The organism is Kitasatospora humi (assembly GCF_020907985.1).
Taxonomy (GTDB): Bacteria; Actinomycetota; Actinomycetes; order Streptomycetales; family Streptomycetaceae; genus Kitasatospora; species Kitasatospora humi.
On the sequence record NZ_JAJJPA010000016.1, the window covers coordinates 55,696 to 81,036 of the forward strand.

At 72.8% G+C, this 25,341-nt stretch carries 24 protein-coding genes and 1 pseudogene; 14 read left to right on the forward strand and 11 right to left on the reverse strand.

The window, feature by feature from the left end:
• Positions 1-46: 46 nt before the first annotated feature.
• Complete coding sequence (locus LN042_RS17390; RefSeq protein ID WP_230052146.1) at positions 47-568, reverse strand: DUF4188 domain-containing protein; 522 nt, start codon at positions 566-568, stop codon at positions 47-49.
• A gap of 104 nt (positions 569-672) precedes the next feature.
• Here LN042_RS17390 and LN042_RS17395 point away from each other — a divergent pair, with 104 nt between their 5' ends.
• From LN042_RS17395 to LN042_RS17405, 3 genes are all read left to right on the forward strand, one after another.
• Positions 673-1,314: a MerR family transcriptional regulator gene (locus tag LN042_RS17395; protein ID WP_230052230.1), complete on the forward strand. Its 642-nt coding sequence runs from the start codon at positions 673-675 to the stop codon at positions 1,312-1,314.
• A gap of 101 nt (positions 1,315-1,415) precedes the next feature.
• A complete protein-coding gene (locus LN042_RS17400; protein ID WP_230052147.1) occupies positions 1,416-1,772 on the forward strand; it encodes an ArsR/SmtB family transcription factor in 357 nt (118 codons plus the stop codon).
• A 157-nt stretch (positions 1,773-1,929) separates the two neighbouring features.
• Complete coding sequence (locus tag LN042_RS17405; protein ID WP_230052148.1) at positions 1,930-3,192, forward strand: MFS transporter; 1,263 nt, start codon at positions 1,930-1,932, stop codon at positions 3,190-3,192.
• Positions 3,193-3,444: 252 nt separating this feature from the next.
• On the opposite strand, the gene LN042_RS17410 is transcribed toward LN042_RS17405, so the two are convergent.
• Positions 3,445-4,449 (reverse strand): GlxA family transcriptional regulator, encoded by a 1,005-nt coding sequence (locus LN042_RS17410; RefSeq protein WP_230052149.1) that lies wholly within the window; start codon positions 4,447-4,449, stop codon positions 3,445-3,447.
• Between the two features lie 166 nt (positions 4,450-4,615).
• Between LN042_RS17410 and LN042_RS17415 the strand changes: the two genes are divergently transcribed.
• A complete protein-coding gene (locus LN042_RS17415) occupies positions 4,616-5,347 on the forward strand; it encodes a DJ-1/PfpI family protein (RefSeq protein WP_230052150.1) in 732 nt (243 codons plus the stop codon).
• 246 nt (positions 5,348-5,593) lie between these two features.
• Here LN042_RS17415 and abmR read toward each other — a convergent pair whose 3' ends face one another.
• Entirely contained in the window at positions 5,594-6,133 is a 540-nt protein-coding gene (abmR, locus tag LN042_RS17420; RefSeq protein ID WP_230052151.1) for an ATP-binding transcription factor AbmR, read from the reverse strand.
• Between the two features lie 330 nt (positions 6,134-6,463).
• Here abmR and LN042_RS37740 point away from each other — a divergent pair, with 330 nt between their 5' ends.
• From LN042_RS37740 to LN042_RS17435, 3 genes are all read left to right on the forward strand, one after another.
• Positions 6,464-8,224 (forward strand): penicillin-binding transpeptidase domain-containing protein, encoded by a 1,761-nt coding sequence (locus LN042_RS37740; RefSeq protein ID WP_230052152.1) that lies wholly within the window; start codon positions 6,464-6,466, stop codon positions 8,222-8,224.
• 28 nt (positions 8,225-8,252) lie between these two features.
• Entirely contained in the window at positions 8,253-8,570 is a 318-nt protein-coding gene (locus LN042_RS17430; RefSeq protein ID WP_230052153.1) for a hypothetical protein, read from the forward strand.
• A 75-nt stretch (positions 8,571-8,645) separates the two neighbouring features.
• The gene (locus tag LN042_RS17435; RefSeq protein WP_230052154.1) at positions 8,646-8,825 is read left to right on the forward strand and encodes a hypothetical protein; all 180 of its coding nucleotides are present in this window, start codon (positions 8,646-8,648) and stop codon (positions 8,823-8,825) included.
• 186 nt (positions 8,826-9,011) lie between these two features.
• Here the strand turns inward: LN042_RS17435 and LN042_RS17440 are convergent, their stop codons facing one another.
• Positions 9,012-9,410 (reverse strand): hypothetical protein, encoded by a 399-nt coding sequence (locus LN042_RS17440; RefSeq protein ID WP_230052155.1) that lies wholly within the window; start codon positions 9,408-9,410, stop codon positions 9,012-9,014.
• 288 nt (positions 9,411-9,698) lie between these two features.
• Here LN042_RS17440 and LN042_RS17445 point away from each other — a divergent pair, with 288 nt between their 5' ends.
• A complete protein-coding gene (locus LN042_RS17445) occupies positions 9,699-10,556 on the forward strand; it encodes an N-acetylglucosamine kinase (protein ID WP_230052156.1) in 858 nt (285 codons plus the stop codon).
• Positions 10,557-10,613: 57 nt separating this feature from the next.
• Here the strand turns inward: LN042_RS17445 and LN042_RS17450 are convergent, their stop codons facing one another.
• The gene (locus tag LN042_RS17450; protein WP_230052157.1) at positions 10,614-12,047 is read right to left on the reverse strand and encodes an aminotransferase-like domain-containing protein; all 1,434 of its coding nucleotides are present in this window, start codon (positions 12,045-12,047) and stop codon (positions 10,614-10,616) included.
• 33 nt (positions 12,048-12,080) lie between these two features.
• Between LN042_RS17450 and LN042_RS17455 the strand changes: the two genes are divergently transcribed.
• Positions 12,081-12,974 carry a DMT family transporter gene (locus LN042_RS17455; RefSeq protein WP_230052158.1) on the forward strand — a complete coding sequence of 298 codons (894 nt, stop codon included), beginning with the start codon at positions 12,081-12,083 and terminating at the stop codon, positions 12,972-12,974.
• Between the two features lie 278 nt (positions 12,975-13,252).
• Here LN042_RS17455 and LN042_RS17460 read toward each other — a convergent pair whose 3' ends face one another.
• Entirely contained in the window at positions 13,253-14,146 is an 894-nt protein-coding gene (locus LN042_RS17460; RefSeq protein WP_230052159.1) for a carbon-nitrogen hydrolase family protein, read from the reverse strand.
• Positions 14,147-14,312: 166 nt separating this feature from the next.
• Between LN042_RS17460 and LN042_RS38035 the strand changes: the two are divergent.
• Positions 14,313-14,423: pseudogene (locus tag LN042_RS38035) on the forward strand (pyridoxamine 5'-phosphate oxidase family protein); the annotation flags it as partial.
• Positions 14,424-14,504: 81 nt separating this feature from the next.
• On the opposite strand, the gene LN042_RS17465 reads toward LN042_RS38035, so the two are convergent.
• Positions 14,505-14,831, reverse strand: coding sequence for a hypothetical protein (locus tag LN042_RS17465; RefSeq protein ID WP_230052235.1), 327 nt, complete (start codon positions 14,829-14,831; stop codon positions 14,505-14,507).
• 237 nt (positions 14,832-15,068) lie between these two features.
• Entirely contained in the window at positions 15,069-15,947 is an 879-nt protein-coding gene (locus tag LN042_RS17470; protein ID WP_230052160.1) for a helix-turn-helix domain-containing protein, read from the reverse strand.
• 130 nt (positions 15,948-16,077) lie between these two features.
• Between LN042_RS17470 and LN042_RS17475 the strand changes: the two genes are divergently transcribed.
• Positions 16,078-17,463 carry an MFS transporter gene (locus LN042_RS17475; RefSeq protein ID WP_230052161.1) on the forward strand — a complete coding sequence of 462 codons (1,386 nt, stop codon included), beginning with the start codon at positions 16,078-16,080 and terminating at the stop codon, positions 17,461-17,463.
• Positions 17,464-17,656: 193 nt separating this feature from the next.
• On the opposite strand, the gene LN042_RS17480 is transcribed toward LN042_RS17475, so the two are convergent.
• Entirely contained in the window at positions 17,657-18,547 is an 891-nt protein-coding gene (locus tag LN042_RS17480; RefSeq protein WP_230052162.1) for a carbohydrate kinase family protein, read from the reverse strand.
• Complete coding sequence (locus LN042_RS17485) at positions 18,544-19,461, reverse strand: pseudouridine-5'-phosphate glycosidase (protein WP_230052163.1); 918 nt, start codon at positions 19,459-19,461, stop codon at positions 18,544-18,546. Before LN042_RS17485 ends, LN042_RS17480 begins: the two co-directional genes overlap by 4 nt.
• A gap of 335 nt (positions 19,462-19,796) precedes the next feature.
• Between LN042_RS17485 and LN042_RS37745 the strand changes: the two genes are divergently transcribed.
• The 3 genes from LN042_RS37745 (at position 19,797) to LN042_RS17500 (ending at position 24,458) form a co-directional block, all read left to right on the forward strand.
• Entirely contained in the window at positions 19,797-21,782 is a 1,986-nt protein-coding gene (locus LN042_RS37745) for an Ig domain-containing protein (protein ID WP_230052164.1), read from the forward strand.
• 88 nt (positions 21,783-21,870) lie between these two features.
• Positions 21,871-23,955 (forward strand): alpha-galactosidase, encoded by a 2,085-nt coding sequence (locus LN042_RS17495; RefSeq protein ID WP_230052165.1) that lies wholly within the window; start codon positions 21,871-21,873, stop codon positions 23,953-23,955.
• Positions 23,956-24,026: 71 nt separating this feature from the next.
• Positions 24,027-24,458 (forward strand): GNAT family N-acetyltransferase, encoded by a 432-nt coding sequence (locus LN042_RS17500; protein ID WP_230052166.1) that lies wholly within the window; start codon positions 24,027-24,029, stop codon positions 24,456-24,458.
• 147 nt (positions 24,459-24,605) lie between these two features.
• On the opposite strand, the gene LN042_RS17505 is transcribed toward LN042_RS17500, so the two are convergent.
• Positions 24,606-25,286: a phosphoribosyltransferase gene (locus LN042_RS17505; RefSeq protein WP_230052167.1), complete on the reverse strand. Its 681-nt coding sequence runs from the start codon at positions 25,284-25,286 to the stop codon at positions 24,606-24,608.
• Positions 25,287-25,341 lie beyond the last annotated feature (55 nt).

Below are 25,341 nucleotides of genomic sequence, written 5' to 3' on the forward strand. Positions count from 1 at the left end.
CGGATGGACACCGATCCGTACCACGGGGACGGAACCTGACGAGCCGTCAGGAGTTCGGCGGCCGGCGGCCGCGGTCCAGGCGCTCCTGTGCGGTGGCACCGCGGCGGCCGATCGGGAGGACACCGGTGGCGGCGGCCAGTCCGTAAGGCGGCATGTCGGCGTAGACGGACTCGTAGTTGCCGGCCGGCACGAGGTAGGTCTCGTGCCAGATCCCCACATGGCGGCCGGACCTGTGCTCCATCCGGTTGATCATCGCCCACGCCTTGCGGTGCAGCCGCGCGGGGTCGACGGCGTACTTCAGCAGCTGCTCCTTGGAGCGCCAGTACTGCACCACGTAGTAGGCGCGCGGCGATCCGGTCAGCAACTGGTAACCCAGCAGGCCGCTCTGCTCGTCGGCGCGCAGCTCGCGCAGCATCCGGGGCATCGACGCCAACACCGGTAGCCAGTGGTGCGGCGCCCAGAAGTGGTTGATCCGCATGCCGATCAGGAAGACGACGAGGTCGCCTTCGGCCGCAGCGGTGGTGCGCCCGCCATACGGTTCGGCGGACCTGGTCGGATTGGCGAACATCGGCTGCCCCCAGGGCCCGTGGCGTCGGCGCGTGGTGCCGTGACTGGAGCGCCGCGCCCGTCCATGATGGGATAGTGGCACTAACCAATGAGGGGCACAAGAGGATGCGCTTGGCCGAGCTGAGCGAGGCGAGTCAGGTCTCCATCGCGACCATCAAGTACTACCTGCGCGAAGGCCTGTTGGCGCCCGGACGGCGGGTCAGCGCCACCCAGGCCGAGTACGACGAGTCGCACCTGCGCCGGTTGCGGCTGGTGCGTGCGATGATCCAGGTCGGGCGGATCCCGGTGGCCACGGTGCGCGAGGTGCTGCGGCAGATCGACGACGAGTCCTTGGGCCGCACCGTCCGGCTCGGCGCCGCGCTCTGGGCGCTGCCGAGGGCCGGTGATCCGGAGCCGGCCGACCCCCATGTGCGCACTGCCGCAGCCGAAATCGACCGGATGCTCGCCGAGGTCGGCTGGTCGCACGCCGCCGAACTCAGCCGGCTCTCGCCGGTCTACCGGGAGTTGGTCGCCGCAGTGGCCTCGCTCGGCCGGCTCGGCTATCCCCTGGACGCGGCCGAACTGGCGCCCTACGCCCGGCTGATGGAGCAGACCGCGACGCACGACCTGGACCGGATGGAGCAGCAGGGCGGCGAAGTGGCGCAGGTCGAGGCCGCGGTCGCAGCCGCGGTGCTCTTCGAGCCGGTGCTGCGCTGCCTGCGCCGGCTCGCCCAGGAGCAGGAGGCCATCCGGCGGTACGGGCTCTGAGCCTCGCCGACCGGGCGGCACGACGGCGGGCCGCCCGGGCCGCGCAGAGCGGCCGCACCAGTCGTCATGTCGTCCGGAGTGTGCGGCCTAGGATGGTCGGCATGAGCGAGGGCGGGCAGGTCTTTGGTGCGAACCACGTGCGGCAGCCGGTCAGCGACGAGCAGTTGGACGTCGCGGCCGGGATCCTGGCGCTGCTCTCCGACCGGACCAGGCTTGCCCTGCTGCACCGGCTCGGACAGGGCGAGGCCGATGTCAGCACGCTCACCGAGGCCGGCAGCGCTGCCCGCACATCGGTCAGCCAGCACCTGGGCAAGCTGCGGCTGGCCGGGCTGGTGACCGCGCGCCGGGACGGCCGCCGGGTGGTCTACGCGCTGAAGCACGGGCACCTGCGCCGCTTGGTGGACGAAGCGCTGAACGTGGCGGACCACGAGATCGGCCACCTGCCCTCGCACGACTGAGCCCGGAACCGCCCGGCCGACGGGCCGACTTCCGTTTACATGTGCGCAGGTGCGCACTCATTGAGCTATCCTCGTGCTGCTGCCACGCCCGCCGACCCAAAGCGGTCATGCCCCGGTCGGCCGGGCAGTCATGCCGTCGACCCCGCCGAGGTCAGCCATGCTCGCGCTCCTGCGCCACCGCGCCTACCGCCACCTCCTCGCCGCCCAGGTCATCGCACTGCTGGGCACCGGCCTGGCCACCGTCGCACTCAGCCTGCTCGCCTACGACCTGGCGGGCGCGCGGGCCGGCTCCGTGCTCGGCACCGCGCTGGCGATCAAGATGGTCGCCTTCGTCGCGCTCGCGCCGGTGGTCGGAGCTTGCGCCCACCGGCTGCCGCGACGGGTGCTGCTGATCGGTGCGGACCTGCTCCGGGCCGCCGTGGCACTCGCCCTGCCCTTCGTCACCCAGGTGTGGCAGGTCTATCTGCTGATCTTCGTCCTCCAGGCCGCCAGCGCCTCCTTCACCCCGGCCTTCCAGTCGGTGATCCCCGAACTGCTGCCCGAGGAACGCGAGTACACCCGCGCGCTCTCCCTCGCCAGCCTCGCCTACGACCTGGAGAGCCTGGTCAGCCCGGCGCTGGCCGGCGCACTGCTCACCGTGATCGGCTACCACCAGCTGTTCTTCGGCACCACGCTCGGCTTCCTCGCCTCCGCCACGCTGGTGGCCTCCGTGGCGCTGCCCGATCCGGCGCGCGCGGTGCCACCGGGCGGGGTCCTCGCCCGGGCGACCCACGGGACGCGGCTGTTCTGGCGGGTGTCACGGCTGCGCGCACTGCTGGCACTCAACCTCGTGGTGGCCTGCGGGGGAGCGGTGGTCTTCGTCAACACCGTGGTCTACGTGCGGGACCAGTTGCACCGCGGCGCCGCCGACGTGCCGTTGGCGCTGGGTGCCTACGGTGCCGGGTCGATGACGGCGGCCCTGCTGCTGCCCCGGGCGCTGGAACGGGTGCCCGAACGCGCGGTGCTGCTCGGTGGCGGCTTTGCGATCACGGCCCTCTTCCTGCCCCTCGCGGCCGTGACCTGTGCCCCGCCGGCCGCCTGGAAGTGGCCCGCGCTGCTGGCCACTTGGGCCGCCCTGGGCGCCGCCTGCGCGGTGGTCAACGCGCCCGCGGGCCGCCTGATCCGCGGCGCCACCGCACCGGAGCACCGGGCCGACGCCTTCGCCGCGCAGTTCTCCCTCTCCCACAGCTGCTGGCTGCTCACCTACCCCGTGGCCGGCTGGCTGGGCGCCACGGCCGGCCTGCCCGTCGCCCTGGCGGCCCTCGGCGCACCGGCGTTGCTGGCAGCCGTCACGGCGGCCAGGACCTGGCGGGTGGACAGCCGCCGGGGAATGGAACACCCCGTCGAGGTTCCGGCGCCGACGCGATCGGCGGTCCGCTGACCGGGTGGCCCTGCCGAGGCTTCGGAGAGGAACCTCCAACCTCGCCTGCCGAGCGGCGATCATCAATCGGCACGCGATAACCCCCGTTGTCCGGAGGGAACATGACTTACCATCAGTTGGTTGTCCCGTGTTCCGCACCCTGCGGGAGCGAACCCGCCCCGCTGGTGGCCGCGGTGGCCCGTCGCTCCGGCTTCGGCGGTGTGCGGAACCTGTGCGGCCCCTTCCGCCGGATCGCGGGGACCACCCGTCCGCCTACCGCGAGGCGTTCGGCGAGAGGCCCTGACGCGTCCTCCCCTGGCCCAGCGCGGAGCGGTGGGCCGAGGGTGTGGTGCCGTACCGGGCCTGGAAGGCCTGGCGCAGCGTCTCGGTGGAACGGAACCCGCAGCGCCGGGCGATCACGGTAAGCGGCAGCGCGGTGGTCGTCAGCAGGGTGGCGGCGGCCTCGGTGCGGGCGGTGCGGACGTACCGGGCGGGTGGTTCGCCGAGCCGGTCGAGGAAGAGGCGTGACAGGTGCCGCTCGCTGACGTCGCTGCGGGCGGCGAGGGCGGCGGTGGACAGGTCGGCGTCCAGGTGGCCGGCGATGTACCGCACCACCTGGCGCAGCAGTCGGTGGGTCGGCGGGGCGTCCTGCACGTAGGGCGACAACTGCGCCTGGTTGCCCGGCCGTTGCATGTAGGTGACCAGCCAGCGGGCGATCGAGCGGGCGAGGTCGGGGCCGTGGTCGTCCTCGACCAGGGCCAGCGTCAGGTCCAGGGCACTGGTCACCCCGGCCGAGGTGCAGACTCCGCCGTCGACGACGTACAGCGGGCGCGGATCGACGGTGACCCGGGGGTACCGCTCGGCGAGCTTGCGGGCGTACGCCCAGTGGGTGGTTGCCCGCCGCCCGTCGAGCAGGCCGGCGGCGGCCAGCACGCTCGCGCCGGTGCACACCGAGGCCACCCGCCGGCTGGCGGCTGCCAGTCGGCGCACCTGCTCCAGCAGCGGCTGGTCGGCTGCGGCGTCGAGGTGGCCGGGGCCGCCGGCGACCACCAGGGTGTCGAGCGGGCCGCGGAGCTTCTCGAGGGCGGCCTGGCTCACCAGCGCCAGCCCGCCGGCCGAACGCACCGGGCGGCCCTGCATCGAGGCCAGCCGGACCTGGTAGCCGGGCTCCGCGCCGAGCCGGTTGGCGGCGTCCAGGGTGTCGCTGACGCAGGCGACGTCGAGGAGTTCGGACTGGTCGTAGCCGATGATCACGACCTGCCGGGTGGGGGCTGTCATGGCCGTCAGCCTATGGCCTGTCGGTCCGACGGACAGGGATCACAGGATTTCGGACATGGCGCCCGGCTCCGGCCCCGAGCGGAGCGCGGCGTGGGTGACGGTGAGTCGGGCGGCAGCACGAGCCGCCCCATCCAGCAAGCCGCATCGACACCAGGAGTCGAACCCCATGTCCCAGACCCTGACCGGAGCGAGCGCGGGCCCCGCCACCCCGATCCGGACCATCGCCTTCGTCGCCTACCCGGGCATCACCCTGCTCGACCTGGCGGGCCCGCTGCAGGTGTGCTCCGCGCTGCAGGACCTGTCGCCGGACTTTCGCACCGTGGTGCTCGGCGAGCGGATCGAGCCGATGGGCACGGACACCCCGCTCACGGTGCGACCGAGCCACACCTTCGACCAGGTCCCCGAGCCCTTCGCCCTGGTGGTCCCCGGCGGCCTCGCGCCGACGCTCACGGCACTGGCCGACGAGCACCTGCTGGACCGCCTGCGTCAGGCCGCGAGCCGGGCCCACCTGGTCGGCTCGGTCTGCACCGGTTCGCTCCTGCTGGGCGCCGCCGGCCTGCTGGACGGCCGCCGCGCCACCACCCACTGGTGGTACCGCGACCTGCTGACCCGCTTCGGCGCGACGCCGGTGGCGGAACGCTGGATCGAGGACGGCCGCTACGTCACCGCCGCCGGTGTCTCGGCCGGCATCGACATGGCGCTGCAACTGGTCGCCCGGGTGGCCGGCGAGGAGATGGCGCGCGAGATCCAGCTGCTCATCGAGTACGACCCGCAGCCGCCGTTCGGCCCGATCGACTGGGCCGGCACGGACACCGCGAGCTACCGGCCGCTCGCCCGGCAGGTGCTCGCCGGCGCCCTGGCCGGCCATCCCGAGCTGCTCGCCCGCCTCGCGGACTGAGCGGATCCAACCAGCCGGTCTCCCAGAGCTTCCGCGATCTTCGGAAGCGACTTCCCGGGCCCTGAAGGGACGGTCACGGGCGGCTCAGCTCCGCGTGACCTGGGGCCCGGGATTCGGTCGGCCCGCACGTCGGTGCCGCGTCCGGGTCAATGTCCCGGGTTTCAAGGGGCACAGCGCTGTCCGGGTGCGTCGCACTGGTGACGGGTGCGTGCGGTGGCATGGGTGTCCGCGCCGCCAGTGTCCTCGTCAGCCCTGGGAGGCGTCGGTCGCCCGGTCCGGCCCCTGCGCGCGCAGCCGCCGCACTCGCTCCAGTGATTCGCGCAACTCCCCGAGCCAGTCCTCCGAGTGCCGCTGCACCAGCTTGACGCACCAGCCGAGCGCCTCGCTGCGGCTGCGCGCCACGCCGGCTTCCACCAGGGTGTCGAGCACCTGCCGCTCGGGCTGGCGCAGCCTGGTCATCACCGGCGCCGCGACGGTGGTGAACAGCGCCCTGGCCCCCTCGCACTCGGCGCCCCAGGAGACCTTGCGCCCGAACCGGTGCTCGGCCTCGCGCGCGACGGCCATCCGCTCGCCCCTGGTGCGCTCGCGGAACTCGGCGACCCGCCCCTCCACCGCTGCCGCCCGTTCCGCCTGCGACACCTCGCCACCGATCTCGGGCCCGGGGATCCGGCCGACGACGGTGATCTCCTCACGATCCACGGCCACCTCGACCAACTCGGTGAAGAGCCCGTCCGGGAGGCGGCCAGTGAACCAGCCACGTACTGCTTCGTGATCTGATGTAATCATGTAATCAACATTACGCCGCATTTGAGCAACGGCAAGGGCGCAGCGGCCAGTCGTTCGCCCGGCGGCACCCGACCGCTTGTGCGGCGGCGAGGACCAGGCCGGTGCGGCGGCCGGGTCGCCTCGCGCCCCGACGCGGCCAACGGGTAGGCGGCCGCGCAGCGCACCCGTGGGACCGCTTCCCCGCCGTCCGTCCACCGCCGTTCTGTCGCAGAATCGTCACAACCAAGGCCTGATGGCTGACTGAGGACCACGAACTCGTGTTCTGCGCCTACTCTCCTTCCCGGCCCGTCGAATTCGTTGACGGGGCCTCACCAGGGCAAGGGGGAGCCTGTGCAAAGAGGTGCCAAGGTCGGGATAGGCGTCGCGGTGGTCTGTGCGGCGATGTTGGCGGGAGCCGGCTTCGCGGTGTCGGACGTCTTCGGCGGGGGCGGCAGCACGTCCACCACTGCCACCACGCCCGACGGCAGTACGACCGCGGGCGGGGCCACCACGCACACTCGGCGCACGGTGGTGAGCACGCCGCCGGCGCCCGCCCGGGCGAACGCCGCCGCCAAGGCCTTCCTGGACGCCTGGTCGAGCGGGAACCTGGCGCAGGCCGCCGCGTTGACGGACGATCCGGCCGGCGCGACCAGCGCCCTCCAGAGCTTCCACGACAAGCTGCAGCCCAGCGCCATGAGCTTCACGGCAGCCGCCCCGGGTGCGACCCCGCTGCCGACCTCCCCGGTGCCCTCCGCCACCGGCGGCTCACCCGCCACCGGCACCGTGCCGACCGCCGCCCCGGACGTCCCGCTGCCGGCCGGCGCCGTGCCCGTCACGTTCCAGGCCGGCATCCAGTTCGCGCAGGCCGGCTCCCCGTGGGTGTACAACGGGTCGCTCGGGGTCGAGCAGATGAGCGACGGCAGCGCGCTGGTGCACTGGGACCCGACGGTGATCAATCCGCAGCTGCGGCCCGGCGCCACGATCACCGTGCAGCCGCTGCCCGCCCCGGCGTCCGGCGTGACCGACCGAAACGGCAAGTCGCTGGCCGGCTTCGCGTCGCTGGCGCCGCTGATGGACCAGTTGAAGGCGGCGGCTCCGCCCGGCTCGGGCACCCCGGGCAGCGCCGTCGAGATGACCGTCCCGGGCCAGTCCGCGCCCGTCCCGCTGTTCACCATCACCGCACCGAAGCCGCAGCCGGCGCTCAAGCTGACCCTGGACGCCACCCTGCAGGCCGCGGCCGAGCAGGCCGTCAAGACGCAGTCCAAGGGCGGCACGCTGCCCGCCTCGCTGGTCGCCGTCGAGCCGAGCACCGGCAACGTCCTGGCCATCGCCAACGCCCCGGCCAACGGGCCCAACAACGCCTTCCTCGCCACCAACGCCCCCGGATCCACGATGAAGGTCATCACCTCCGCCGCGCTGCTGGAGGCCGGGGACACCCCCGCCACACCCGTCGCCTGCCCGCCGTCGACCATGGTCACCGGCAAGAAGGTGGCCAACGACTTCACCGACGCGCGGCCGGGCAACCTGCTCAAGGACGACTTCGCGCAGTCCTGCAACACCGCCTTCATCGACGAGGGCAACCGGCTGCTCAAGCCGAACACCCTGCCCGACGAGGCGAAGGACGTCTTCGGGCTCGGCCTGGTCTGGAAGACCGGTCTCACCGACTACGACACCACGATCCCGGTCGAGCCCAACGCGGCCGCCGCCGCCACCGAGTTCTTCGGGCAGGGCAACATCCTGACCAATCCGCTGGGCATGGCCTCGGTCGCGGCCACGGTGCAGAGCGGCACCTTCCGGCAGCCGGTCGTGGTGCCCGGCCTGCCCCAGGTCCAGGCCGCTCGCCGGCTCCCCGCCAACGTGCTGGACGAGCTGCGCTCGCTGATGTACGGCGCGACCCGCGATCCCGCGGGCACCGCCCACGACATCCCGGGCATCACCCCGGACGTGGCGTCCAAGACCGGCACCGCCGAGGTCGACGGCAAGACCGCCAACAGCTGGTACATCGGCTTCCGCGGCAACCTCGCCGTCGCCTGCGAGGTCCAGGGCGCCGACTTCGGCGCCGAGGCGGCCGGCCCGGCGGCGGTGCAGGTGCTGGAGACCGGCAACAACTAAGGTGCGGGGGCCGCGGCGGCGGAGCGCGGTGACCCGCTCGACGCCTCACCGCCGGCGGCCCGCCGGCAGCACCGCCGTCGGCGGCACGTTCTTCGTCCTGGCCCCGGCACTCACCGCCGGTGCGACGGTCACCCTCCGGGTCCGCCGGGGAACCCGCCCGGCCCGCCAACTCGCCGCCCTGGCACCGGCGAACAGCTACCTCACGCCGCCGCAGCTGCGGGCCGCCCTGGCCGGCGGGGCGCGGTTCGGCGGCCGGGTCCGCACCGGCTCGGCGCCTGCCGACGCGGCGCTGCCGCACCGGGTCGGGCGGCCGGTGCGGCGCAGGCGTGGGGCGTCCACGCGCTGACCGAGCTGTTCCCGGCGCCCCTCCGTACCAGCGCGACGACGCCGTGCGCCGGGTGCCGGCGGCGCACGGGGAGCGGTGCGGATCGTGCACCTGCCCGTCCGGGCGGCGACCTGGGCGGCCCGGGCCGGCCGGGTGCCGGGGCTGACGCCGTACGCCGTGGAGCAGGTGGCCCGAGGGGGCGTGCTCGACACCACCCGCGCCCGCGCCACCGGTTGGGAACCGCGCTGGGAGCCGGACGCGGTGCTCGGGCTGTGACGACGCGTCGGGCATCCGCGCTGCGGCCGTCACGCGTGCGGGACCGGCTCCCGCGGCAGGGGCGGAAGTGCCCCCGCCCGGTGGACAGGGGCACTCGCCGCTACGACGACTGGAGAGCCGACCGACGTGCAACTGTCCGACTGCCGCAGTTGCACAGCGCCGCGACGGCTCCCCGATCAGCGGGTGTCAGATCCAGACCTGCTGGATCGTGGCCGTGGTCGGCATGGCCGACAGCGTGGCGGCGTTGTTGAAGGTGATCTTGGTGGTGGCAACGCCGGGCTGGGCGCAGACGGTCTCCTGGATCCCCAGGAAGGTCGAGCCCGCGAACAGGTCCAAGCCGGCGCAGTTCGGCCCCCAGAGCCCGCCGTCCGGCATGCTGGTCTCGAGGTAGCCGGAGAGCTGGTAGCTGGTGCCACCGGTCGGGCAGACCGTGATCTGGCCGTCGCCGTAGCTGTTGGAGGCGGTGAAGGTGGCGCAGGACGAGGCCGTCGTGGTCGAGGTCGCCGCCAGCGAGGCCGGGGCGGCCAGCAGGGTCAGCGAACCGGCGGCGGCGGCCACGGCCAGCGAACGAGCAAGGCGCTTCAATTGTGCTCCTTGATGTGTTTCGAGTGGGAAGGCCCGGGAGGCACCCGCCCCGCGGGGGCGTCACGGAACCTGACGCGTCATCTACTGTCCAATGACAGCGCCTCGTTGACGTAATCACTGCCACGTCGAAAATCGCTAGGGAATGCCGTCGGCGTGTTTCTGAACACCCGTGGGGAATCCAGCCCGTTGGTGCACATCCATTGCCACAGGATGTGGGAACGGTCATTTTGGAAGGTTGTGCTTTCGGCGACCGTGGTAGAGGTTGGTCGGAGGTGTCGGATGAGCGGCATGCGGCTAGGTCTGGACGCGGGTGGCACCAGGACCCGTGCGGTGCTGGTCGACGGCGTGGGCGAGGTGCTCGGCCGCGGTACGGCCGCGGGTGCGAATCCGGCCGGCTCCGACCCGGACGCCGCCCTGGCCACGCTGGCGACGGCCGTCACCGCAGCGTTGGCCACGCGGGACCCGGCGACGGTGACGGGCTGCCTGATCGGCCTCGCCGGCCACCGATCGCTGCCCGACCCCGCCGAGTTCGCCGACCGCTGCCGGGCGGCCCTCCAACTGCGGTGCCCGGTACGGGTGGTGCCGGACGTCGTGCCCGCGCTCGCGGCCGGCGGGGTGCCGGACGGCACCGGCACGGTGCTGATCGCCGGCACGGGCTCGATCTGCGTCCGGCTCGCCGGGCACCGGCCGCGCACACAACGCGGTGGACTGGGCTGGCTGCTCGGCGACGAGGGCAGCGGCTTCTGGCTCGGGCGCGGGGCGTTGCGTGCGGCGATCGAGTACCCCGCTGGTGCGCTCGCCGCCGCCGTGCGCCGGGAGTGCGCGGCCGACTCGCCGCGGGAGCTGGTGCGTTGGGCCTACGCCGGGCCGCCGCGCCGCCTGGCCGCCCTCGCCCCGCTGGTCTCGGCGGCCGCCCTGGACGGCGACCCCGCAGCCGTCGCGCTGGTCGAGACCGCCGCCGGGGAGCTGGCCGCCCTGGTCCGCGCCACCGCCGTGTGCGGTGAACCGCTGATCCTGGCAGGCTCGGTGGCCGCGGGCCCGGGGCCGATCCGCGAGCGGCTGCTTGGCGGGCTGGCCGACCTGGCACCGCGGCTCCCGGTGATCGACGCGGCCACGGCTGCCGCCCGGTTGGTGGGTGTCGGCTGACGCTCCTGCCTCCGCTGAGCGCCCGCGCCCTGCCTGCCGCCGCCCGGCCGTCGGGGGCTACTCGACGCCTGCCTCCGTCAGCGCCACGTCCAGTCGCCGGGCGCCCTCGGCCAGTTGCTCCAGGCTCTCCGCGTAGGCGTATGTCAACCGCAGGTGCGGGGCCGGCGGTTCGGCGGTGAAGTACGGTCCGCCGGGGGTCACCGCCACCCCCGCGCGCAGGGCTGCGGCGGTCAGCACCTCCGGGGCGAGCCCCGGTGGCAGGCGGACCCACAACTGATAGGCGCCATGGGCCATCTGCTGCGGCACCAACTCCGGGCGCAACCGGGTCAGCGCGGTGGCCAGCGCGGTGCGCCGTTCCCGCAGCGCCACCGCCAGGGCGCGCAGGTGCTGCGCCCAGGCCGGGGCGGCGACCAACTCCAGTGCGGTCTCCTGCAGTGGCCGGGGGACGAAGAAGCTGTCCACCGTCTGGACCGCGCGCAGTCGGGCCAACGCCGGACCGTGAGCCGCCAGCGCCGCAACCCGCAGGTTGGGTGAGGTCGGCTTGGTGAGCGAGCGGATGTGGACCACCACGCCGTCCGGGTCGGTGGCGGCCAGCGGCGCGGGCAGTGGCGGTGCGTCAGCGTGGACCAGCCGCCGTGCGTAGTCGTCCTCCACCACGAACGCCCCGGCTGCCCGGGCGATCCGCAGCACCTCCAGGCGGCGGTCGTCGGCGAGCACGGCGCCGGTCGGGTTGTGGAACAGCGGTTGACAGACGAACAGTCGGGCGCCGGTGGCGGCGAAGGCGTCGGCGAGCAGGTCGGTGCGCACCCCGTCCGCGTCCACCGGTACCGGGACCGGTCGCAGCCCGGCTGCCCGGGCGATGGCGAGTATGCCGGGGTAGGTCGGCGACTCGACCAGTACCGGCGCCCCGGGCGCGGCCAGTGAGCGCAGTGCGGTGTTGAGCGCGCTCTGCCCGCCGGCGGCGATCAGCACCTCGGAGGCGGTGAGGTCGTCGGCGATGTCCCGGGCGAACCAGGCCCGCAGCTCGGGCAGCCCCTCCACCGGCGGCCTGCTCCAGGCCCCCGGCCGCCGGCCGGCCCGGGCCAGCGCGGCCGCCAGGGCACGTTCCGGTTGGAGCGAGGGGTGCAGATAGCCGCTGTTGAGGTCGACCACCTCGGGCGGCGCCAGCGACAGGGTGCCGAGCACGCCGGTCGCGTCGGCCACCCGGGTCGGCGGCACGCCCGCCTCCGCGCTGAGCGCCACCTCCTGCCAGGAGGTGTCCCCGGCCGCAGGCGTTGAACGCGGCGCCTCGGCACGGAACACCCCGGCGCCCGGCCGGGAGACCACCAGCCCCTCGGCGACCAGGGTGGCGATCGCCCGCGAGACCGTCACCGGGCTCACCTGGTACTGCTGCATCAGCTCCCGGCTGGGCGGCAGCTTCTCGCCGGGAGAGTAGCGGACGAGCTCGCGCCGGAGGGCCTCGGCAAGCTCGGCCACCGTGGTTCGGGCCATGCGTGCCCCCATCCTTGACTGCTACGCTTGTTTATGAAGGCAAATGATAGCGCTATCTTCGCTCGATCGATAGCGGTCGGCGGCACCGCACTGGCCGCCCTGGGCGTGCTCTGCTTCTCGTTCACCTTGCCCGCCACCACCTGGGCCCTCGACGGCTTCGGGCCCTGGACGATCACCGGACTGCGGGGAGTGCTCGCAGCAGTCCTGGCCGGCGCCTGCCTGGCCGTCAAACGGGTGCCGGTGCCGGCCCGCTCCGACTGGCCCGCCCTGCTGGCCGTGGCGGCCGGCTGCGTGGTGGGCTTCCCGCTGCTCAGCACCCTGGCGCTGCGGACCTCCTCCACCGCCCACTCCGCCGTGGTGATCGGCATGCTGCCACTGGCCACCGCGGTGATGTCCGCACTGCGCACCGGCGCCCGGCCGCCCCGGCTGTTCTGGTGGGCCGCACTGGCCGGGGCCGTGGTGGTGCTGGCCTTCACCCTCCAGCAGAGCGCGGGCCGGCCGAGCCTCGCCGACGGCTACCTGTTCGCCGCCCTGCTGGTCTGTGCCGCCGGCTACGCCGAGGGCGGCCGGCTGGCCCAGCGGATGCCCGGTTGGCAGGTGGTCGCCTGGGGCGTGCTCGCGGCGTTGCCCGCCACCGTACTGACCTGCGCCCTCGCCCTGCCCACCGAGCCGGTCCGACTGACCGTGCACGGCATGGTCGGGCTGGGCTACCTCGCCGCGGTCTCCCAGTCCGGCGGGTTCGTGGCCTGGTACGCGGGCATGGCCGCGATCGGCGTGCTGCGCGCCAGCCAACTCCAGCTGGCCCAACCCCTGCTCACGCTCTGCTGGGCCGTCCTGGTCCTCGGCGAGCGGCTACCGCCGGCGGTGGCGGTGACCGCGCTGGCGGTGATCGCCTGCATCGCCGTCACCCAGCGGGCGCGGACCTGACCGTGCGGTGCCGGCCAGCCGGCCGGCATGCCGGCGCATCCGGGTGCCGAACGTGCGTCGGTCAGTGCTGCTTCGAACAGGTGTCGGCCCAACTGCTGAGGCATTGACCGGTGTTCTCCGATTCATCGAGGGCTGCGAAAGACCAGTGCCGCCTCGGACGGCGGTGGCCTCGCCAGTGTCCGCTGGGGCGACCCCGCCGCCACACGGGGCTTGCCCGTTCATGCGCCCTTCGGTGTCGTCGGCAGCGTGCCGGCGCCGCCGAGGGGCATGGCGCCGCATCAGAACTCGGTGCGCACATCGCTCCGTTCGTCCCCCGACACCAGATGGCTGTCGTAAAGACCCGAACGTGCCTTCCTGCGCCACGGGCGGGCCAAGCGCAGGGCCATCGCGACATCGGGGTCCGGCCTCTCCAGGTCGAGGGTGGCCAACGCGAGGCCGGGGCGGCTGTTGCCTGCGCAACTCGCCAGCTGCCGGCCTCCCGGCGCGATGATCCTCGCTGGCGCGGTGGTGCCGAACTGGGCCGGGACGGCGTAGCCGACCCAGTAGTTGTGGAGGATCGCATAGGCCTGGGCCAGCGCAGCCAGCCCGGCATCGTCGGCCATCGCGGACAGCAGGACGCAGTCCACGTCCAACTTCTCGTACTCGGCGAAGAGTTCGGGGAAGTTGGCTTCGATGCACAGGGCGACCCCGAACCGGATGCCGTCGATCTCGAAGACGAGTGGATCGACGCCAGGCGTGTAGAGGTACGAGAGTTCGCTGTGCGACAGGTACCGCTTGTCATAGCGGCCGACGAGCTCACCCTTGTCCGATACGACGTACAGGCTGTTGTGCGGGCGGTGCGGCGGTGTCAGCGGATGGATCGATCCGAAGGCCACCCACAGCCCCAGTTCCCCGGCGAGTCGAGCGACGGCCTCGGCCTCGGCTCGGACCACGTCCCAGGCGACCCGGCCCCAATCCGCCGCGGCGAGCGTCCCGCCGGCGCCGGATGACATCACCTTCTTGTCGGGGTAGGTGATCGCACCCTCGGGGAACTGCACCAACCGCGCTCCGCCGGCCTGCGCCTCGCGCATCAGCCGGCGGACCTCGGTGCCGCTCGCACGGAGGTGCTCGGGGTTGGTGGGATCCTCCGTCACGCTGCTCTGCGCGACCGCCCAACGCAATGTCCTCGGCATCAGCCCACGGTATGGCCGGTGCTGCGGGAGCACAGGCTCGTTCCCGGCCATTCCGTGATCGAAAACGCCCGGCGGCTCGTAGGGCGGCGTGGGACGGTTGATCACGCCCGTGACCAATCCCTGGCCGGCTGGACCGGCCCCGCAGCAGCGGCTCGATCGCGAGCACCTGGAAGAGCCGCCGTCAGGGCCCCTCGTGGTGGTCGAGGCCGACCGGATCGTCTACACCGAGCACTGGTTGCGGCGCGAGGGCTTCGCACCGCGTCAGGTCTGGCGCCGGCCGAAGCCGAGTCTGACTGGGCCTCAGCCTCTCGCCGCGCAAGGGGGGCTGGCCCCGGCTGCGGTGGTCCTGGTGCCACCGTCAGCTGAGGATTTCCCAGTACACCGTCTCGGTCGGGGCCGTTGCGTTCTTCAGCTGGTCGCCGAAGTTGCAGTCGGCTGTGGCGAGCTGCCCCGCCGACACCGCTTCGCCGTAGACCCAGTACGGCGTGCCGGCGTGGACGCACTCGATGTCGGCCCGGTAGTTGGCGTATCCGGGGCAGATCACCTCACCGCTGCTGTTGGTCCAGGACCGCTCACACGGCGGCATGGCTGCCGCCGGCCCCGCCAGCGCCAGTTGGGTGAGCCCGGTGGCCGCGAGCATCGCTCCCGCCGCGAGCAGGCCGGCAGCCCGTTTCCGAAGTGCCATCTCGTCACTCCCTTGCAGTCGTGAGCTGATGTGAATGGTTATGGAACAACGATGTACCTGAGTTGAGCCAGCGTCAATGGGCCGGCGGGAGCTCTCGGCCTCGCGCCGATGACCGGGGCCGGGACGGGCCAGATGGCGAGCGTCCGGACGAGGTGCCGAGCGTCCCTGCGCCGCGCGGTGCGGCGCAGCCAGGAGCCGATCCGCAGCGAGACCGTCTCGATCCGGCTCCTCGCAGGTTCAGCGATCCGCGGTCACCGCCGGCTCGTCCCGACCGCACGACAGAGTCCCTTGCAGCAACCGGAGTCCGATCTCGCCGGTCGATCCCGGTGCAGCACTGTAGAGCAGCAGCCAGTGACCCGAGCCGTCGGCCGGCTGCAGGGTCTCGAAGTCCAACTCCAGCGGGCCGACCACCGGATGGTGGAAGGACTTGCGGCCACTGGTGCAGTTGGCGACCGACTGCTTGGCCCAGAGTGCCGCGAACTCCTCGCTCTTCAGCAGCAGTTCGCCGGTCAGCTCGGCCAACCGCCGGTCGTCCGCATGACCGCCGGCCGCCAGCCGCAGCGAGGCCACCGCGCGCCGGGCCTCCGTGGCCCAGTCGGGATACAGCTCGCGCGTGTGCGGGTCGAGGAAGAGCATCCGCTGCAGGTTGGGCCGGTCGTCGGGGCGTTCCGGCGCGCCGCGGTCCAGGTGGCCGGCCACCAGGGCGTGCCCGAGCGCGTTCCAGGCGAGCACGTCGCGACGGCGGTCCAGCACCACGGCCGGGACCCCGTCCATCGCCTCGATCAGCTGGCGGGTCGCCGGCCGCACCTGCTGCGGACGCTCCGCCGGGCGGCGCCTGGCCCGTTGCGGGCGGGCCAGATTGCGCAGGTGGGCGTGCTCGTCCGGGGTCAACCGGAGCGCCCGGGCCAGGGCGTCGAGCACCGCCTCCGAGGCGTTGCCGCTCTGCCCCTGCTCCAGTCGCGTGTAGTACGCCGCGCTGACGCCCGCGAGCTGCGCCAACTCCTCCCGGCGCAGCCCCGGCACCCGCCGCCGGCCGCCGAACCGGGCCAGCCCGACGTCCTCCGGTCGCAGCCGGGCCCGGTGCGCCCGCAGGAACTCTCCGAGATCCGTGTCCATGCGGACGAGTATCGCGCGAACCGGCTCCCGCAGCCTGACCCTGCCAGTGGTACCAACCGCTCGGGGATGGCTGTCCTCGACGCCCCGCCAAAGACTTCCGGTGATCACAAATCCGGAGGGACTTCACGACATGGCAGTACTCGACAGGACGTCAGCCGCAGCCGCCGACCGGCTCACCAGCCGCTCCCGGTTGGTCCTGACCGTCCTACTGGTGGCCCAGTTCACCCTGGCGGTGGACTTCTCGATCCTGAACGTCGCATTGCCCGCGATCGGCCGGGGCCTGGGCTTCTCGCTCGGCCAACTCCAGTGGGTGGCGACGGCATTCGCACTCGCGGCAGCCGGATTCACCCTGTTCTTCGGCCGGCTCGCCGATCTGGTCGGACGCCGCCGGCTGTTCCTGCTCGGCCTGGCACTGCTGGGCGCGGCCTCACTGCTGGGCGGCTTCGCGGTGAACCCTGCGATGCTGCTGACCGCCCGGGTCGCCCAGGGGCTGGCGACCGCGGCGGTCACCCCGGCCGGCCTGGCGCTGCTCACCTCGGCCTTCCCGGAAGGTCCGCTGCGAGAACGGGCGTTGGGGCTCAACGGCGCATTGATGTCGGCCGGGTTCACCACCGGCGCGGTGCTCGGCGGTGTGCTGACCGACCTGCTCAGCTGGCGGTGGGCCTTCCTGCTCAACGTGCCGGTGGTGCTGGCCGTGCTGCTGATCGCGCCCCGGGTGCTGACGGAGAGCCGCGGCACGCGTGACCGGCTGGACCTGTTCGGCGCGGTCACCGTGACGACCGGCCTGCTGGCCCTCGTCACCGGACTGACCACACCTGCCCTGCGCATGGCGGGACTGTTCGCCGGATCGGTGCTGCTGGCAGCCTGCTACCTGATCGAGCGCCGGACCGCGCGCCCGCTGGTGCCGGTGCGGATCCTCCACCGACCAACTGTGCTGTGGGGAAACCTGATCGGATTGCTGGCCTTCGCCACCGAGACCTCGCTGGTCTTCCTGCTCACCCTCTACCTGCAGCGGGTGCTCGGCTTCGCGCCGCTCGCCGCCGGCCTCTGCTTCGCCGTGCTGGGCCTGGGCACGGTGACCGGCGGGGTGACGGCGGCCCGGGTGATCGGCCGGCTCGGCACCACCCGGGCGCTGGTGCTCGGCGGTGCGGTGCAGGCGCTGGCCACGGCGGCGCTGATCACGCTGGGGGAGGGGCGCGGGTGGCTGGGTCTGCTGCTGGCGGCCACCTTCGTCGGCGGCGTCGGCAACATGCTGGTGATCGTGGGGTTCATGGTCACCGCCACCTCGGGCCTCCCGGCCGCCGACCAGGGCACCGCGACCGGGCTGGCCACCATGACCCAGCAGATCGGGATCACCATGGGCACGCCCGTGATGAGCGCGATCGCGACCGCCGGTCTCGGTGGCCTGGCCGGCACGGCCGCGGTGCTGCACGGCGTCGCTACCGCCATCGCGGCCAATGCGGCACTGGTGGTCGTCGGCATCCTGGTGGCCGGGGTCGCGCTGCGCAGGCGGTAGCCAACGGCGCCGGTGGACACGGTGGTTCACCGGTACGGTGGCGGTGCGCGGGCGGTAGCCAACGGCGCCGGTGGACGGGGTGGTTCACCGGCACGGTGGCGGTGCGCGGGCGGTGGCCGATCGGGCCGGTCGACGCGGTGGTCCAGCGCAGCGGTGGCCGACCGGTTGCCGGCCGGGGCCGACCAGCAGCCCGTCACCCGACGGTGGGCCGCGCGCCCACCACCGCCACCGCCTGCGCGCCGGCCGCACACCCCGCTGCCAGCGCCCGCTGCTGGTCCGCCCCGGCCAGCAGCGCCGCCAGGTACCCGCCGGCGAAGGCGTCACCCGCCCCGGTGCTGTCCACCGCCGCGGTCGGCACCCCGGCCGCGCGGGCGACCACCGCACCGGCCCGGGCGGCGATGGCACCCGCCGCCCCGAGCTTGACCACCGCGGTGCCGGCCCACTGGCTGAGCGCGATCGCCGCCGCCTCCGGTTCGGCCTCGCCGCTGAGTAGTCGGGCCTCCTCCAGGTTGGGCAGCAGCACGTCGATCCCGGTCACGGCCGCACGGAACGCCGGCACCCCCAACTCCCCCAGGAAGCCCGTGGAGGCCGGGTCCACGCTCACCGGCACCCCGGCGGCCCGCGCAGCCGCGATCGCCGCCCGTGCCAACTCCCGTCCGGCGGGCGGAAAGAGCAGGTAGCCGGAGAGATGGAGGCGGCCGACTCCCGCCAGCAGCCCCGGATCCCAGTCCGCCAGCCGCAACCCGGACGCGGCCCCGACATCGGTCACCATGCTGCGCTCGGCCGTCTCGTCCACCAGCGCTATCACCACCCCGGTCGGCTGCTCCGGCGCCACCACCAGTTGCGCCGTCACTCCGGCGGCCGCCAGCGCGGCGCGGTGCCAGTCGGCCGAGTCGGCCCCCACCCGGGCCAGTACCCGCACCTCCCGAGCTCCCGAACGCGCCGCCCAGGCAGCGGTGTTGCCCGCCGCGCCACCGGGCATCAGGGTGATCCGGGCGGGCGTGTCGGTGTTCGGCGCCAGCGGCCCGCGATGCCGGGCGACCACATCGGTGACCACGTTGCCGATCACCAGGAGGCCGTTCACGCGCCCGCCCAGGCGGCGGCGATCCGGGCCGCCAGCCGGACGTTGCCGCGCACCGCGGCGAGATTGGCTTCCAACGAGGCGCCCTTGGTGTGCTCGGTGAGGTGGGCGAGCAGGAACGGGGTGACGGCCTGCCCGGTGACGCCCTGCCGAGCGGCGGCGGCGAGCCCGTCGGCCAGCACCCGGTCGTGCAGCAGCGGATCCAACTGCTCCTCGCGTGGCACCGGATTCGCCACCACCAACGCCGACTCGGGCCCGCCGAGGGAGTCCTGGGCCCGCATCACCGCGGCCACCTGCGCGGGCTCGTGCAGCGTCCAGTCCACCGGGTTGCCCGAACTGCTCAGGTAGAAGCCCGGGAACTCGTCGGTGCCGAAACCGATGACGCCGACTCCGAGGGTTTCCAGGCGCTGCAGGGTCGCCGGGACGTCCAGGATCGACTTCACGCCCGCGCAGACCACGGTGATCCGGGTGCGGGCCAGCAGCCCCAGGTCGGCCGACTCGTCCTGGGTGGTGGTCCAGTCCCGGTGCACGCCGCCCAGTCCGCCGGTGGCGAAGACCCGGATCCCGGCCCGCGCCGCCAGGAAGGCGGTGCCGGAGACGGTCGTGGCACCGCTGGTGCCGGTGGCCAGCGCGGGCGCGAGGTCGCGGAAGCCGAACTTGCGCAGGCCCTCCTGGTTGGCCACCCGGTCCAGCCCGACGGCGTCCAGGCCGATCCGGACGGTGCCGTCCAGCACCGCGATGGTGGCGGGCACCGCGCCGTTCGCCCGGACCAGTTCCTCCAACTCGCCGGCGACCTCCCGGTTGCGGGGGCGGGGGAGACCGTGCGCGATGATCGTCGATTCCAGCGCGACCACCGGCGCGCCCCGGTCGAGTGCGTCGCGGACCTCGGCTGAGTACTGGTGCGTGGTTGGCGTCATTCCGGATACCTGGCGTGGCGCACCGCCGCTCAAACCTGGCACTCATGCAACGGCGATCGCATGCGCACAGAAGCAATCACGAACAAACAGATTGATCGCGTGGGCACGAGTGCTTGTGTGGACTCTTGTCGACACCCTGTCAGTGCAATATCGTATGGCACTGCCGCCCCACCTGGCGGTGCGGCTGCAGCCGCGCAGTCTCCCCCATGCAGTGCCTCGTCGACGGCACCTCCCCGAGTGCTGCCCTCGTGTCCCCCACCGCATTTCCTTGCCCCCGCCCGATGCCGTCCGCGGTCGAGCCGGGTGCTTTCGCGACCCCAGAAGGAATGTGACACGTGCTCAGACATCGAGCCGGCCTGCTGCTGCGCAGTAGGCGAACCCTGATGGTCGGCCTCGCCGCCGGCCTGGCCGCAGCCGGGCTGGCGAGCCCGCTGGCCGCGATGGCCGACCCCCACCCCGCCACCCACGGAACCGTTCAGGCCCAGGCCAGGCCGGACACTCCCACCGCCCAGGGCCCGCACAAGGCCGCGGCCTTCAAGCCGCGCGCCGCCAAGACCGGACCGATCGCGACCGCCGGCAAGGGTGGCGGCAAGGTCACCCCGCAGACCGCCGACGGGGCCGACCCCGGTCCGCAGGGCGACGGCTCGGTGGCCAACGAGTACGACCTGCAGATGACTTACAAGGGCGCGCAGGACTCGGCGGGCATCGTCACCGGCCCGCCCAAGGTCTACCTGGTGCTGTGGGGCTCCCAGTGGGGCACGCCGTCGACCAACTCCAGCGGTGACGTGGTGCCCTCCGGCGACCCGGACGGCGCGGCCGCCTACCAGCAGGACTTCTTCAAGGGCCTGGGCAGCGCCGGCGACGGCTGGAGCGCCGTGCTGACCCAGTACTGCGAGGGGATCCAGGCGGGCAGCATCCAGTGTCCCGCCAGTGCCGCCCACATCCAGTACCCGCAGCCCGGCAGCGTGCTGGCCGGCGTCTGGGTGGACAACGCGGCCGCGGCCCCGCAGGCCGCCACCGAGCCCCAGCTGGGTGCCGAAGTGCTCGCCGCCGCCCAGCACTTCGGCAACCTCACCGAGGCTCAGAACCGCAACGTGCAGTACATCATCGACTCGCCGCAGGGCACCAACCCGGACAAGTGGAAGGACCTGGGCTACTGCGCCTGGCACGACTTCCAGCACACCCAGTACGGTTCGCTCGCCTACACCAACATGCCGTACCTGCCCGACGTGGCCGGCTGCGGCGCCAACTGGTTCGGTGAGAACACCGCGCGCGGCAAGCTGGACGGCTACGGCATCATCGGCGGCCACGAGTACGCCGAGACGCTGACCGACCCCAACACCCCGGGCGGCTGGACCGACGCCACCGGCCAGGAGATCGCGGACAAGTGCGCCTGGATCCCCCAGGGCGCCAACGGCGGGCTGTTCTTCGAGAACCTCTCCACCGGCTCGTTCCCGCTGCAGACGCTCTGGTCCAACAGCGACCACCTGTGCCAGTCCTCGGACCCGATCGTGACCGGGCCGACCCTCACCCTGAGCGTGATGTGCGACCGGACCGACGCTCCCAACTCCCCGGTCAACATCGGCGCGGTGGCGGCGGACAGCTCCGGCGCGACGGTCAGCTACAGCGCCACCGGACTGCCGAACGGCCTGAGCATCAACTCCGGCACCGGTGCCATCACCGGCACCAGCTCCGGCACCAACGGCTGGCAGCGGATCACCGTCAACGCCACGGACGCGGGCGGCCGCACCGCCAGCACCGGCTTCTGGGAGAACATCGGTTCCGGCCAGACCGGTTGCACCGGCGGCCCGGAGCAGCTGATCGACCCGGGCTTCGAGAACGGCTCGGCCGACGTCGACCACACCGTGATGACCGACGCGTGGAGCCCGTCCGGCTACAACATCGTCACGCCGTCCAGCCTGCACTCGGCGCACACCGGCATGTGGTACGCGTGGCTCGGCCAGAACGGCAGCGGCGCCGACGACTCGATCACCACCTCGCTGAACACCTACCCGGGCTACCGGAGCGCCAACTTCTCGTTCTGGTTGGACACCGAGTCCAGCAACACCACGGGCGGCAACCCCGACACCCTCCAGCTGATCGCCTACTCGCAGTACGACGGCCATGAGCTGGGCGTGGTGAAGACCTGGAGCAGCGCGGGCAGCCAGCCGGGCTACCAGCAGCAGTCCGTCGACCTGGCCCCGTACATCGGCCAGGTCGGCTGGGGCACGACCATCACCCTCAAGTTGGTGTCCCACGAGAGCGGTTCGACCCCCACGACCGCCTTCCTGATCGACGACGCCTCGGCTCACGAGGGCTGACGCCGCGTCAACTGCCCCTGGTCAGGCCGGTCCGGCGGCCGGCCTGACCAGGCCACCCCCACTCACTCCACTTCTGGAGCCCCCCCACATGCGTGTTCCGCTGAAACAACTCGCCGGTGCACTGGCCACCATGGCGCTCGCCGCCTCCGCCCTCACCACCCTCACCCTCGGCAGTGCCACGCCGGCGGCGGCACTCGGCAACGGCCTCGCCCTCACCCCGCCGATGGGCTGGAACTCCTGGAACTCACTCGGCACCGACGTGACCGAGCAACAGGTCCAGCAGACCATCGACTTCATGTCCGCCAACGGCCTGGTGCAGGCCGGTTACAACACCGTCACCATCGACGACGGCTGGTCGGTGGGCCACCGCGACGGCCAGACCACGGACTTCGTCAAGAACTCCTACGGTGACCTGCAGCTCTACGACGCCAACGGCAACCCGGTGTCGGGTACCGACGGCACCGGCAACGACCCCACCTCCGGTCACCTGATCCCGAACGACAACTTCCCCTCGCAGACCGTCAACGGCCAGACGATGAACGGGATCCAGTACCTGGCGTGGTACGCCCACAGCAAGGGCATGAAGTTCGGCGTCTACGCCACCGACACCTACACCACCTGCCAGGGACACCCCGGCAGCCTCGGCCACGAGACCACCGACGCGAGCGACTTCGTCTCCTGGGGCGTCGACTTCGTGAAGTACGACGACTGTCCGTACGGTCCGGCGATCACCGGACCCGACGGCCACAACTACGGCACCCAGGGCCAGGGCAAGGAGCTCACCCAGTCGATCTACGCCCGGGTCCAGACCTTCCAGCACGCGCTGGACGCCGCCTCGGCCGCCCAGGGCAAGCCCCGGGTGCTGCTGTCGGTCTCCGCCCAGCCCGTCCACACCGGCGTGCCGTACCTGCTGAACGCCAACGACCCGGCCCGCACCGACCCGGTGATCGTCGCCGCCGGCACCCCGCAGTACCAGGCGCCCGGCTATTCGCCCACCGGGGTCTGGTGCGGCCAGGTCGCCAACATGTGCCGGATCGGCGGCGACCGCGACAGCGAACTCGACGGGGTGCTCTACAACGGGCAGTTGCGGACCGCGCTGCAGTACGCGGGCAACGTCCGGCCCGGCGGCTGGAACGACCTGGACATGAGCTTCGCGGGTTGGCAGGACACCTCCGGCGTGTGGGGGGTCACGGACACCTGCACCTGCCACAAGCCGTTCACCGACGACGAATCGCGCACCGAGCTCTCCATCCTCGCCATGATGGCGGCCCCGCTGGTCTCCGGCGCCGACCTGCGCACCGCCGCCGACTCGCAGCAAACCGACAGCGGTTACACCTGGTCGACCGGCATCAACGCCTCCTCGCTGGCGATCCTGAAGAACTCCGACATGATCGCCATCGACCAGGACGCCCTGGGCAAGCCGGCCGGCCTGGTGGGCAGCGCCCCCGACTCGCCGACCGCACCAGTGATCCTCAAGCGCCAACTGGCCAACGGTGACACGGCCGTGGCCCTGGTCAACCAGGACCCGAGCAACTGGGCGATGCCCAGCACCACCCTGAGCGCCCTCGGCCTGACCGGCTCCAGCTACAGCTACAAGGAGATCTGGAGCGGTGCCACCGGCACCACCACCGGGACCATCGGCGGCAACTGGATCCCCGCTCACGGGGTGGCGCTCTACCGGCTCAGCGCGAGCGGTGGCAGCGGCGGCACCAACGGCCAGCCGCCCATCGTCGGCGACGGCAGGTACCACACCATCGCGGCGGGCGGCACCGGCGGCCAGGCACTGGAGGTGCAGGGTGGCTGCGCCGCGCCGGTGGACGGCAACACCGACATCAACGCCTACCAGAGCGGCAACCCGGCCCAGCAGTGGCTGTTCACGCCCAACGCGGACGGCACCGTGCACATCACCGACAACTGCACCACCTCGGCCCAGACGCACGCCGTGCTCTCGGCGGGCGCCCAGGCCGGCAACACCGCCTACCTGCTGAACGACTACCCGGGCAACCCCTGGCAGAAGTGGAAGGTGCAGCAGAACACCGCCGGTGCGCTCACCATCACCAACGTCGGCAACGGCATGGTGCTGGACGTCAGCGGCAGCACCGCCGGTTCGGCCGTGGTGACCAACCCGGGCAACTCCTCGGCACCGGGCCAGAGCTGGACCGTCACCGCCTGATCGGACATCGGCAGTGGTCGCGGCCGGATTCGCTGTGGCGGGTCCGGCCGGGCTGCTGATTGGATCACGGTATGAGTACTGAACTGCCTGACGGCTACGAGATCTCCACCGACCCGGCCCGGCTGGACGCGGCGCAGATCCACCGCTGGCTGTCCGAGGACGCCTACTGGGCGATCGGCCGGTCCCGGGAGAAGCAGGACAGGGCGATCGCCGGCTCGCTCAACTTCGGTGTCTACGACGGCTCGTCCGGTGCTCAGGTGGCGTTCGCCCGGGTGGTCACCGACCACGCCACCTTCGCCTACCTCTGCGACGTCTTCGTGGACCCTTCGGTGCGCAGCAAGGGGATCGGCACGGCGCTGGCCACGGCGGTGCGCGACCACCTGCTGCCGCTGGGCCTGCGCCGGATCGTGCTGGCCACCGGCGACGCGCACGGCGTCTACGCCAAGGTGGGCTTCGAGCCGCTGGCCGACCCCGGTGCCTGGATGGTCCTGAGCACGCGGTAGCAGGTCGGCGCCGGGGCGCTGCGGGGACGCGGGTGGCGCGGCATAACCAAGCGCTTGCTCGCCCCGCTCATCCTCGCCCCGCTCATCCTTGCCCCGCTCCCACTTGAGCCGTCACCCGTCGTTCAGCCGTCACCCGTCGTCCAGCCGTCACCCGCCGTCGTTCCCGCCGGCCAGCCCCAACAAGCGCCGCACCTCCTGGTCGCTGGTCTGGTCGAAGTCGTCGTAGAACTGCCCCACCGCCATGAACCCCTGCGGTGCGCTCAGGCAGACCAGGTCGTCGGCCAGCGGCCCGAGCAGCCGCAGTGCCTCCGGCGAGGCCACCGGCACCGCCAGCAGCAGCTGCTCGACCTCGCGCCGCCGCAGTACCGCCATCGCCGCCCGCACGGTGGCGCCGGTGGCGATCCCGTCGTCGACCAGCAGCACGGCCCGGCCGGTGGGATCCAGCGGCGGGCGGTCGCCGCGCAGCCGCCCGGTCCGGTCGGTCACCTCGGCGGCGGTCTCGTCGGCCAGCCGCTCCAGCCGCTCGGCGGAGATGCCGAGCGCGGTGATGATGTCGTGGTTGAACAGCCGGATCCCGCCCTCGCCCACCGCGCCCAGGGCGAGCTCGGGCTGCCCGGGCGCGCCGATCTTGCGGACCACCAGGATGTCCAGCGGCGCCTCGATCGCCCGGGCCACCTCATAGGCCACCGGAACCCCACCGCGTGGCAGGCCCACCACGATCGGCTGGTCGGCGGCCCAGTCGGCCACCCGCTTGCCGAGCAGCCGCCCGGCGTCCGCGCGGTCGCGGAACCTCATCTGGTGCTGGCCATGCGCATGGAAGACGGTCATCGCTCTCACCCACTCTCCAGCCTGCCACGGCCCCGTCACCACGGCCCTGCAACCA